This window comes from Cellulosimicrobium cellulans, assembly GCF_042723955.1.
GTDB classification, from domain to species: domain Bacteria; phylum Actinomycetota; class Actinomycetes; order Actinomycetales; family Cellulomonadaceae; genus Cellulosimicrobium; species Cellulosimicrobium cellulans_H.
In genome coordinates, this window is sequence record NZ_JBHXIC010000096.1 from 1,618 (window position 1) to 12,203 (window position 10,586).

General features: G+C 75.1%; 11 protein-coding genes. 4 read left to right on the forward strand and 7 right to left on the reverse strand.

Annotated elements, in window-relative coordinates:
• Positions 1 to 117: 117 nt before the first annotated feature.
• The 3 genes from rlmB to ACFWH7_RS18400 all read right to left on the reverse strand — a co-directional run bounded on the left by rlmB (position 118) and on the right by ACFWH7_RS18400 (position 4,185).
• Complete coding sequence (gene rlmB / locus ACFWH7_RS18390) at positions 118 to 1,131, reverse strand: 23S rRNA (guanosine(2251)-2'-O)-methyltransferase RlmB (protein WP_378218673.1); 1,014 nt, start codon at positions 1,129 to 1,131, stop codon at positions 118 to 120.
• Positions 1,132 to 1,395: 264 nt separating this feature from the next.
• Entirely contained in the window at positions 1,396 to 2,826 is a 1,431-nt protein-coding gene (gene cysS, locus ACFWH7_RS18395; protein WP_378218675.1) for a cysteine--tRNA ligase, read from the reverse strand.
• 90 nt (positions 2,827 to 2,916) lie between these two features.
• On the reverse strand, positions 2,917 to 4,185 hold the full coding sequence (locus ACFWH7_RS18400; RefSeq protein WP_378218677.1) for an alanine racemase: 1,269 nt from the start codon (positions 4,183 to 4,185) through the stop codon (positions 2,917 to 2,919).
• Between the two features lie 44 nt (positions 4,186 to 4,229).
• Here ACFWH7_RS18400 and ACFWH7_RS18405 point away from each other — a divergent pair, with 44 nt between their 5' ends.
• A complete protein-coding gene (locus ACFWH7_RS18405) occupies positions 4,230 to 5,651 on the forward strand; it encodes a D-arabinono-1,4-lactone oxidase (RefSeq protein ID WP_378218679.1) in 1,422 nt (473 codons plus the stop codon).
• Between the two features lie 31 nt (positions 5,652 to 5,682).
• Here the strand turns inward: ACFWH7_RS18405 and ACFWH7_RS18410 are convergent, their stop codons facing one another.
• Positions 5,683 to 6,321 carry a TetR/AcrR family transcriptional regulator gene (locus tag ACFWH7_RS18410; protein ID WP_378218681.1) on the reverse strand — a complete coding sequence of 213 codons (639 nt, stop codon included), beginning with the start codon at positions 6,319 to 6,321 and terminating at the stop codon, positions 5,683 to 5,685.
• A 167-nt stretch (positions 6,322 to 6,488) separates the two neighbouring features.
• Between ACFWH7_RS18410 and ACFWH7_RS18415 the strand changes: the two genes are divergently transcribed.
• Positions 6,489 to 7,058, forward strand: coding sequence for an LpqN/LpqT family lipoprotein (locus tag ACFWH7_RS18415; protein WP_378218683.1), 570 nt, complete (start codon positions 6,489 to 6,491; stop codon positions 7,056 to 7,058).
• Positions 7,059 to 7,060: 2 nt separating this feature from the next.
• Here ACFWH7_RS18415 and ispF read toward each other — a convergent pair whose 3' ends face one another.
• From ispF to ACFWH7_RS18430, 3 genes are all read right to left on the reverse strand, one after another.
• The gene (gene ispF, locus ACFWH7_RS18420) at positions 7,061 to 7,564 is read right to left on the reverse strand and encodes a 2-C-methyl-D-erythritol 2,4-cyclodiphosphate synthase (RefSeq protein WP_378218696.1); all 504 of its coding nucleotides are present in this window, start codon (positions 7,562 to 7,564) and stop codon (positions 7,061 to 7,063) included.
• Positions 7,565 to 7,614: 50 nt separating this feature from the next.
• Positions 7,615 to 8,397 carry an IspD/TarI family cytidylyltransferase gene (locus ACFWH7_RS18425; protein ID WP_378218685.1) on the reverse strand — a complete coding sequence of 261 codons (783 nt, stop codon included), beginning with the start codon at positions 8,395 to 8,397 and terminating at the stop codon, positions 7,615 to 7,617.
• Between the two features lie 113 nt (positions 8,398 to 8,510).
• A complete protein-coding gene (locus ACFWH7_RS18430) occupies positions 8,511 to 8,993 on the reverse strand; it encodes a CarD family transcriptional regulator (RefSeq protein WP_031315710.1) in 483 nt (160 codons plus the stop codon).
• Between the two features lie 410 nt (positions 8,994 to 9,403).
• On the opposite strand from ACFWH7_RS18430, the gene ACFWH7_RS18435 reads away from it, so the two are divergent.
• Together ACFWH7_RS18435 and ACFWH7_RS18440 are read left to right on the forward strand one after the other, a co-directional pair.
• Positions 9,404 to 9,814, forward strand: coding sequence for a hypothetical protein (locus ACFWH7_RS18435; protein WP_378218688.1), 411 nt, complete (start codon positions 9,404 to 9,406; stop codon positions 9,812 to 9,814).
• Positions 9,815 to 9,925: 111 nt separating this feature from the next.
• The gene (locus tag ACFWH7_RS18440) at positions 9,926 to 10,453 is read left to right on the forward strand and encodes a septum formation family protein (protein ID WP_378218690.1); all 528 of its coding nucleotides are present in this window, start codon (positions 9,926 to 9,928) and stop codon (positions 10,451 to 10,453) included.
• The last annotated feature ends 133 nt before the right edge of the window (positions 10,454 to 10,586 follow it).

A 10,586-nucleotide genomic window follows, 5' to 3' on the forward strand; every position in this document is an offset into this window, starting at 1 on the left:
CCCCCCCCCCCCCCCCCCCCCCCCCCCCGCCCCCCCCCCCCCCGCGCGCGCCCCCCCCCGCGCCCCCCCCCCCCCCCCCCGCCCCCCCCCCCCCCCCCCCCCCGCGTCGAGGAGCGGTCAGGCCTCGCGGCGCAGGCGCGCGACCTCGTAGAGCGAGATGCCCGTCGCGACGGCGGCGTTGAGCGACTCGGTGTCCGAGCCGATGGGGATGGACGCGACGACGTCGCACGCCTCGCGCACGAGGCGGGAGAGCCCCTTGCCCTCGGACCCGGCGACGACGACGAGCGGCTCGGTCGCGAGCTGAAGGTCGCCGATCGCGGTGTCACCGCCGGCGTCGAGCCCGACGACGAAGCAGCCCGCCTTCTTGAGCTCACCGAGGGCGCGGACCAGGTTGGTCGCGCGCGCGACGGGCACCCGGGCGGCGGCGCCGGCCGAGACCTTCCACGCGGACGCCGTGACGCCCGCGGCGCGGCGCTCGGGGACGAGCACGCCGTGCGCCCCGAACGCGCCCGCCGAGCGCAGCACGGCACCCAGGTTGCGGGGGTCCGTCACGCCGTCGAGCGCGACGATCAGTGGCGGACGGCCCGTCGCCTCGGCCGCGTCGAGCAGGTCGTCGACGTCGGCGTACTCGTACGGCGGCACCTTGATCGCGACGCCCTGGTGCACGGCGCCGTCGGTGAGGCGGTCGAGCTCCGGCTTGCCGACCTCGAGGAGGTCGTAGCCGCGGCCCGCGACGATGTCGACGATCTCGCGCGTACGGTCGTCGGCGTCGAGGCGCGACGCGAGGTAGACCACCTCGACGGGGATGCGCGCCCGCAGCGCCTCGAGCACGGAGTTGCGGCCCGCGACGACCTCCTGCACCGAGCCACGGCCCTTCGGGCCGCCGCCGCGCGAGGTGCCGCCCTTGGCGGGGCCGCCCCGCGTGGCGCCCCCGCGACCGGTCGGCGTCGTGGCGCGCTTCTCCTCGGCCACCTTGCGCTTGTGCGCCGCGTGGTAGACGCGGTCCTCGGCCTTCGGCGTCGGCCCGCGACCCTCGAGGCCCTTGCGCCGCTGTCCGCCGGAGCCGACGGTCGCGCCCTTCTTGCTGCCGGGCTTGCGGGTCGCGCCGCGTCGTTGTGAGTTGCCAGCCATGGTGTACCGATCGTGTCGTCGTTCAGGTCAGTTCAGGTCAGTTCACGCCGGGTTCGGCGCCCGGCGTGCGTCTCGCTCCTGGGTCCAGTGTCCCTCAGACACCTCACCGAGGGAGAACCGTGGTCATCACCATGGTTCTCCCTCGCGCTACCAGAGTTCTACCTCGCGCTACCAGAGCTCTCTCTCGCGCTACCGGAGCTCTGCCTCGCGCGCCGGTGGTTCGCTCCCGACGGTCGTTCGGGTGGTCGGTCGGTCCGGTGGACGTCAGGCGAGGGTCCAGCGCGCGCCGTCGGCCGAGTCCTCGACCGCGACGCCCGCCGCGGCGAGCCGGTCGCGGATCGCGTCGGCGGTCGCGAAGTCGCGTGCCGCGCGCGCCTCGGCGCGGGCCGCGAGCTCCGCGCCGACGACGGCGTCGAGCACCGCCGCGTACCGCGAGTCCCCGCGGTCGGCCCACTGCGCGTCGCCCGGGTCGAGCCCGAGCACGTCGAGCATGGCGCGTACCGCGACGAGGTGGTGCCGCGCGACGGCGTCCGCGGCGGTCGTGCGGTCGGCGAGCGCCGCGTTCCCCGCCCGCAGGTGCTCGTGCACGACGGCGAGCGCCGCGGGCACGTTGAGATCGTCGTCCATCGCCGCGGTGAACGCGGTCGGCAGCTCGGCCTCGGTCACGTCACCGACGTCGCCCACGCGCTCGGTCGCGCGCTCGACGAACCCGGCGAGCCGCTCCCACGTGGCCTCGGCCTCGACGACCGTCGCGGGCGTCCACTCGAGCATCGAGCGGTACTGCACGGACCCGAGGGCGTAGCGCAGCACTGCCGGGCTCGTGGTCGCGAGGACCTCGCGCACGAGCAGACCGTTGCCGAGGGACTTGCTCATCTTGGCGCCGCCCTGCGTGACCCACGCGCTGTGCAGCCAGTGCTGCGCGAACCCGTAGCCCGCGGCGCGCGACTGCGCCTGCTCGTTCTCGTGGTGCGGGAAGCGCAGGTCGAGCCCGCCGCCGTGGATGTCGAACGTGTCGCCGAGGTAACGGCGCGCCATCGCGGAGCACTCGAGGTGCCAGCCGGGGCGACCGCGGCCGAAGGGCGTGGGCCAGGACGCGGTCTCCGGCTCGCCGTCCTTCGGGGCCTTCCACAGCGCGAAGTCGCGCGGGTCGCGCTTGGCCGCGGCCTCCTCCGCGTCTGCGGGGACGTCGTCGGGCACCGGGTTGAGGTCCTCGAGGCGCTGGTTGGTCAGCGAGCCGTACTCGGACCAGGAGCGCACGTCGAACCAGACGTCGCCGGGGCCGGTCGCGTACGCGTGCCCGCGCTCCACGAGCCGCTCCATGAGGTCGACCATGTCCGTGACGTGGCCGGTCGCGCGCGGCTCGTACGTGGGCGGCAGGACGCCGAGCGCGTCGTACGCGGCGGTGAACGCGCGCTCGTACGTCGCGGCCCAGGCCCACCAGGGCTCACCGGCGTCGGCGGACTTCACCAGGATCTTGTCGTCGATGTCGGTGACGTTGCGGATGAGCGTCACGCGCGACCCGGCGCGCCGCAGCCAGCGCACGAGCACGTCGAACGCGACGGCGGAGCGCATGTGGCCGATGTGGGGGGCCGCCTGGACGGTCGCGCCACACAGGTAGATGCCGACCTCGCCCGGAGTCAGGGGCACGAAGTCGCGCACGTCCCGCGTGGCGGTGTCGAACAGGCGAAGAGTCACGTCCGCAAGGGTACCGGGGAGCCGCCGCGACGACCGTCAGCACGGCCCGCCCGCCCCGGGACCGGTCCCGGGACGCCCGGCCGGGCCGCGTCAGCCGAAGCTCTTGCCCTCGCCGCGGTACGTCGGGACCACGTCGACGACCTCGTCGCCCCGCACGAGGTGGACGCGGTCGAACCGCTCCATCGCCTCGCCCGCCTTGCCGTGGCGGAACCAGACGCGGTCTCCCACGGCGAGGTCCGGAGCGCCGACGGCGCCCCGCGACCGGTGCAGCGGCGTCTGGACCTCGCCGGCGCCCTCGCGGCTCGTGAGCGACCACCCGGGCGTCGCCACGCGCGGCAGGCGGCTGCGCGACGCCGGGCCGGACGCGACGTACCCGCCACCGAACGCCGTCGCCCACCCGGCGGCTGGGATGCGCACCACGTCGAGGCCGAAGAACGCGGACGGCCGCGGGCGGAAGGACCGGTACTCGTCGAACAGCCCGGGGACGTACAGCCCGGACCCCGCGGTGACCTCCGTGACCACGCCGTCCGCCGACGACGTCTCGAGCGACCCCGTGCCGCCGGAGTTCACGAGCTCGAGGTCACGCCCGACGACGTCGCGCACCGCCGCGACGACCTCGCCGCGGCGCTCGCCCAGCTCGAGCACCGAGAGCCGCTTGACCGCGCGGACGGCGAGGCTCGAGTCGGGCATCCCGGCGACCTGGGCCTCGTAGAACATGAGGCCGCGCAGCGCGAGGCCGGGCGTCGAGACCACGCGCGCGGCGAGCGAGGCGACGTCCGCCGGGTCGTGCAGGGGCGAGCGCCGCGTCCCGAGGTGGACCGTGACGAGCCCGAGGCCGACGCGCAGCGACGCGTCGACGTCGAGGCACACGCGCACGGGCGGCTCGTCGCCCGTGCCGGTCTCGGCGAGCGCCTGCCGGACGAGCTCGAGGTGCGCGGGGTCGTCCACCATGAGCGTGATCTCGCGCCGCCCGGCCTCGTGCCGCGCGAGCTCGGCAAGGGCCCCGCGGTCCACGGACGGGTAGCCCACGAGCACGTCCCGGACGCCCGCGTCGACGAGCCACAGCGCCTCGTGCACCGAGTACGCCATGACGCCCTGGAACCCGCGCTCGGCGGCACGCGTCACGAGCGAGCGCACGCGCACCGACTTCGACGCGACGCGCACGGGCACCCCGCCCGCGCGGGCCAGGAGCTCGTCGGCGTTGGCGTCGAACCGGTCGAGGTCGACGACGGCGAGCGGCCCGTCGAGGTCCGCGGTCGCGCGCGTCAGGCGGGCCAGCAACGACGGCGTCGCGCCGCGCTCGTCCGCGGCCCGGTCGGCCGTCCCCACGTTCGTGCCGGGTGCCGTGTCGCTCGTCATGGGGAGAACGTACGCCACCCGGGGAGCGTGAGACAGTACGACCTGTGAGCAGCGACGACGCCCTCTCCTGGGCCAACTGGGCCCGCACGGCCTCCGCCACCCCGCGCCGTCGGGCCTCCCCGCGCGACGAGGCGGATCTGGGCGAGCTGGTCGCCCGCGCCGCCGCCGACGGGATGCCGGTGCGGGCCGTCGGCGCGGGTCACTCCTTCACGCCGGCGGCCGTCACGGACGGGCTCCTGCTCGACCTGGACCGCATGGGCCTCGTCGAGCGGATCACGCGCGGCACGGGCGCGACCGGTGAGGCGGACGCCGACGCGATCCTCGTGACCGTCGGGGCGGGCATCCGCCTGCACCGGCTCAACGAGGCGCTCGCTGCCGCGGGCCTCGCGATGCGCAACCTCGGCGACATCGACCGGCAGTCGATCGCGGGCGCGATCTCGACCGGGACGCACGGGACCGGGGCCCGGCTCGGCGGTCTCGCGACCCAGGTGCGCGGCGTCCGTGTCGTCGGAGCCGACGGCGAGGTCCGCGAGGCGTCCGCCGCGCAGGACCGCGACCTGTTCGAGCTGAGCCGCCTGGGGCTCGGGGTCACGGGCGTCCTGTCGGCGGTCACGCTCGAGGTCGTCCCCGCGTTCCTGCTGCGCGCGCAGGAGGAGCCGTGGCCGCTGGACCGCGTGCTCGAGGGTCTCGGCACGCCGGACGACCCGGACGGGCTCGTCGGGGGCAACGACCACTTCGAGTTCTACTGGTTCCCCCACACGCGCCGGGCCCTGACCAAGCGCAACAACCGGCTCGCACCCGACGAGGAGGCGGCGGAGCTCGAGCGCCTGCGGACCACCGGACCCGGACCCGTCGCCCGGGCACGCACGTGGGTCGACGAGGAGCTGCTGTCCAACGGCGCGTTCGAGCTCGTCAACCGGCTCGCGACCGCGGTCCCGCGCGTCACGCCACGGCTCAACGCCGTCTCGGCGCGCGCGCTCGCGCCGCGGACGTACGTCGCGCCGTCGCACCAGGTGTTCGTCACGTCGCGCCGCGTCCGGTTCCGCGAGATGGAGTACGCCGTGCCGCGCGAGCGCCTCGTGGACGTCCTGTCGAGCATCGACGACTGGCTGAACCGGTCCGGCGAGCACGTGCCCTTCCCGGTCGAGGTTCGGTTCGCGGCGCCCGACGACGTCTGGCTCTCCACGGCGCACGGGCGCGAGACCGCGTACGTCGCGGTCCACCAGTACGCGCGCCTGCCGCACGACCGGTACTTCGACGCCGTCGAGCGCATCGTCGCCGAGGTCGACGGCCGTCCGCACTGGGGCAAGCTGCACGGCCTCGACGCCGACCGGTTCCGCGCGCTCTACCCCCGGTTCGACGACGCCGTCGCGGTCCGCGACGCGGCGGACCCGGGCGGGGTGTTCGCGAACGCCTACACGGACCGCGTGCTGGGGCGGGCACCGGGGGCGGCCGGGGGCGGCTGAGGGCCGCGGGCCCGGCCCACGGACCCGTCGGTCAGGGGACGGGCTCCGGGCCGTGCTCGCGCACGGGCGAGCCGTCGGGCCGGACCATGACCGACAGGACGTACTCGGCGAGCGCATGGAAGCTGCGGACCGCAGTCTCGTCGTCCTGCTCGACGAGCCACGCGATCTCGATGCCGTCGATGTACCCGGCGACGACGCGCGAGAGGAAGCCCAGGTCCATCGAGTAGGTGACGTTCCCGCGCTCGGCGACGTTCTCGAGGAAGCCGCGGGTCATCGCCCACGTCTGCTCCAGGTGCGTGTGCGCGACGGACCGCAGCGCGCGGCTGCGCACGCCCGCCGTCGCGAACTCGAACGTGAGGAGGCGCATGTGCCGGCGCGGGGTGAGCCCGCTCCACAGACCGTCGGCCGCCGCGTGCGCGAGCTCCACGACGTCGCCGTCGACGTCGAGGGCGGCGCGCACGGGCTCGGAGGCCACGAGCGCGAGGCTGTTGCCCATCGCCTGGAGGAGCTCGTCCTTGTCCTCGAAGCAGTAGTGCACGACGCCGAGCGAGACGCCGGCCTCGGCCGCGACGCCTCGGATCGTGACGGCCTCGACGCCCTCGCGGACGGCGATGGTCATCGCCGCGTCGACGAGCTGGGCCCGGCGTTCTTCGACGGACATTCGGTTCATGTGCGATTCATCCCATGTGTCGTTCTTGGGAAAGTCAAACACATCGATGCGCTCTCAGCGATCGTAGTGTCTGCTCGTGGGCCTGGCACCCGGGACGCCGGGAGGCGAGAATGGCGAGCCGAGCCCGCTGAGCCCGTCACGCCCCCTGCCTCCGACGAAGGACGACCGTGCCCCGACCGCGCCACACTCGCACCCTCTGGGCCCTCGCGACCCTCACGACCGCGGCGTTCGCCCTCGCGGGCTGCGGCGGTCCCGCGGACGCCGGGGCAGACGACGCGCCGGTGACGTACGACGTCCCCGAGGTCCCCGTCCGGATCACCGCTCCCCCGGGCTGGGAGCGCGTCACCCGCGACGGGGCCTTCGTGCTGCGCGCACCGAGCGTGTCGGGGTCGGAGGACTTCCGGGCGAACGTCGTCGTGACGGGCACGCAGTCCGCGGCCACGCTCGAGCAGGCCGGTGCGCGGACCGCCACGTCCGTCGACGCGATCCCCGGCTGGATCCTGGACGCCGACGGCCAGGGCACGACCACCCTCGGCGAGCTCCCCGCCTTCCGGGTCGCGGGCACGTACGAGACGGCCGGGACGGTCGTCGTGCAGGAGATCCTGGCGGTCCGGACCGGCGACGCGCCGGACGACTGGGTCGTCGACCTCACGGCCTCGTACGCCGACGGTGACACCGACGCCGCCGCGCAGACGCGCGCGATCCTCGAGAGCGTGCAGCTCGCCCCCACGGGCTGAGCTCACGCGCGCGGCGTCCCGACCGCGACGACGAGCGCCGTCGCGACGGCCGCGACGCCCTCCCCACGGCCCGTGAGGCCGAGCCCGTCGGTCGTCGTGGCCGTGAGCGTCACGGGGGCCCCCGCGGCGGCCCCGAGCGCCGCCTCGGCCTCCGCACGCCGGGGCCCGAGGCGCGGACGGTTGCCGATGACCTGGACGGCCACGTTCCCGATCTCGAACCCCGCCGCGCGCACCCGGCGCGCCGCCTCGGCGAGCAGTCGCGACCCACTCGCCCCGGCCCACTCGGGCGCGCTCGTGCCGAAGTTCGACCCCAGGTCTCCGAGTCCCGTCGCCGAGAACAGCGCGTCCGCGGCGGCGTGCGCCGCGACGTCCGCGTCCGAGTGCCCGGCGAGGCCGCGCTCGCCCGGCCAGAGCAGGCCGCCGAGCCACAGCTCCCGCTCCTCGCCCTCGGGGGCGAACGCGTGGACGTCCACACCGACGCCCGTACGCGGCAGTATGGGCGTCATCCCCGGACGCACCGGTCGGGACCGGTCCGGGGAGCCGTCGTGCGGGGCCGTCATCGGTCCTCCCGGAGGGTCAGCGCGGCGACCCGCAGGTCGTGGGCGGTCGTGATCTTGGCGGCCGCGGCGTCCCCCGGCACGACGTGGACGGGGAGTCCGAGGGCCTCGACCAGCCCGGCGTCGTCGGTCGCGGAGGCGCGCTCGTCGTCGGCCCGGTGGGCGGCTGCCTCGTGGGCGCGCACGAGGAGCTCCCGGTCGAACCCCTGCGGGGTCTGGACGGCGCGCAGGGCTGTCCGGTCGACCGTCTCGGCGACCGGCTCGGCGTGGGACGGGTCGTCGCTCCGCGCGGGCGTCACGCGCTTGACCGTGTCGGTGACCGGCAGGCCCGGCACGACGGCGCCATGGCCGGCCCGCACGGCCTCGACGACGCGCCGGACGAGCACGGGAGGGGCGAGGGGGCGCGCCGCGTCGTGGACCAGCACGACGTCGACGGGAGGCTGCGCAGCGGCGGGCGGCTCCCCGGCCTCGACGCCGAGCCCGCCGCCCGCGTCCAGGCCCGCGCGCAGCCCTGCGGCGACGGAGGCCTGGCGTGTCCTCGCGCCCTCGACGACGCGCACGGGACGGTCGACCGCCGGGTCGTCCTGGAGGAGCTGTGCGACGTGGCCCCGCAGACCGGGCGGTGCCGTGACGACGATCGCGTCCACCGCGCCGGACGCGCACAGCCGGCGCGCGGCCTGCACGACGAGCGGCAGGCCGTCGAGCTCGACGAGGGCCTTGGGCAGGTCGAGTCCGAGACGGGTCCCGGAGCCCGCGGCGGTGAGGACGGCGAGAGTCGGCACGGGCACACGCTACCGGCACGACGACGGGGAGGGTGCCGTCCGCGCGGACGGTACCCTCCCCGGTGTCTGTGTCGTCGGCTGCCGCCGACCGTCGCGGGCCGGAGCCCGGGACGTCAGGAGGCCAGCACCTCGTCGAGGATCGCCTCGGCCTTGTCCTCCTCGGTGTGCTCGGCCAGCGCGAGCTCCGAGACGAGGATCTGACGAGCCTTCGAGAGCATGCGCTTCTCGCCGGCCGACAGACCACGGTCCGCGTCACGGCGGGAGAGGTCACGCACGACCTCGGCCACCTTGATCACGTCGCCCGACGCCAGCTTCTCGAGGTTGGCCTTGTACCGGCGCGACCAGTTGGTCGGCTCCTCGGTGTAAGGTGCACGCAGCACCTCGAAAACGCGGTCGAGACCCTCCTGGCCGACGACGTCACGCACGCCGACAAGGTCGACGTTCTCGGCTGGGACTTCGATGGTCAGGTCGCCCTGCGCGACCTTGAGCTTGAGGTAGATCTTGTCCTCTCCGCGGATGGTGCGCGTCTTGATCTCCTCGATCAGTGCGGCTCCGTGGTGCGGGTAGACAACGGTCTCGCCTACTGTGAACGTCATCTGCAGATGTCCCCTTTCGCGGTGGTCCACCTTACCACGCGGAAGGGCGGAAATCCGAGCCCCTGCGCCCCTTGACAAGCCGGACCGGACGACGTTTTCCCAGGTCAGCGCCGTGTCAGCGCGCCTCACGAACCTCACGGGTAGGGCCACAGGGCCCTGCCGACCGCCGCCGGACGCTCCCCGCGGACACGTGGCCTCGCGTGACGCCGCTCACGCCGCCCTCCCGAGGAGCCGGTTCCGGCCGCCCGGCCTCGCCCGACGCACTAGGCTGGGCGCGGAATCCAGTCCCCCCTCTCGCAGCCCTGGAGTGCACCGTGACCCGCATCCCGACCCCCCGAGCAGCGACCCGTGCGGCGTCCCGAGCGACCGGGCGCGCACGCTACTGGGCCGTCCCCCTCGTGGTCGCGAGCGTGGCCGTCGCCTCCGCCTGCTCCCCCATCGAGACGACCCGTCCCTACTCGCCGTCGGACGGCCTGCGGGTCAACCTCACCGACGACCTGCGCGGCCTCAACCTCCTCGTCGTGAGCGCGGCCGAGGGCGACGCCGGCGCGCTCGTCGGAGCCTTCGCGAACGACTCGACCGAGGACGTGGAGTTCGACGTCACGCCCGAGGGCGGCGACCCCGTGACCATCCCCGTCGCCGCCGGCGAGACCGTCTACCTCGGCACCGAGGACGGGTTCGACGCGCAGATCGGCCGTGTCGACGCGGCGCCGGGCGGCGTGCTGCCCGTGACGGTCAGCGTGACCTCGGGTGAGGAGCAGGCCATGTCGCTCCCGGTCCTCGACGGCACCCTCGAGGAGTACGCGCACCTGCTGCCGTGACGTGCGAGGCCGGGCCGGAAAATCGGCTCGGTCCGTGTCACCGGCTGCCGCTAGCCTTCGCGTGCCCGCCCTGACCGTCGTGGTCGGGGCACCTCCACGAAGGAACCCCAGGTGACCCTGTCCCGTACCACCCGTCGGCCGCTCCTCCTCGTCGTGAGCGCCGCCGCCCTCGCCCTGACCGCGTCGGGCTGCGGCGCGATCCTCGACGAGATCTCCGGCCCCTCCGAGGCCCAGCGCGACGAGCCCGGTGGCGAGGTGACCGAGGCGTCGGACGCCGACGTCTTCTCGATCCAGGTGGGCGACTGCCTCGTGACCGCGAAGCTGCCCGACGGGGAGAACGTGGAGTCCGTGCCCGTCGTCCCGTGCTCCGAGCCGCACGACGCCGAGGTCTACGCCGAGACGGAGCTCCCCGAGGGCGACTACCCCGGCGACGAGGCGATCGAGGCGAGCGCCGACGAGTTCTGCCTCGGGGAGTTCGAGGCGTTCGTGGGCCTCTCCTACGACGAGTCGGCCTACTACTACTGGCCGTTCACCCCTCGCGAGGACGGCTGGACCTCCCTGGACGACCGCGTGGTCCAGTGCGTCCTCGACACCGACGGCACCGATGTCACCGGGTCGCTCCAGGGCTCGGCGACCTGACCTCGCGCCCCGCGCACGACGGCGCCCCACCCCCCCGGGGGGGGGGGGGCCCGCGGCGGGGGGGCCCGCCCCCCCCGCGCCCGCGGGCGACCGGGACCCGCAACGGCCCGCGGGTTAGTGGGAGCGGGGCGGC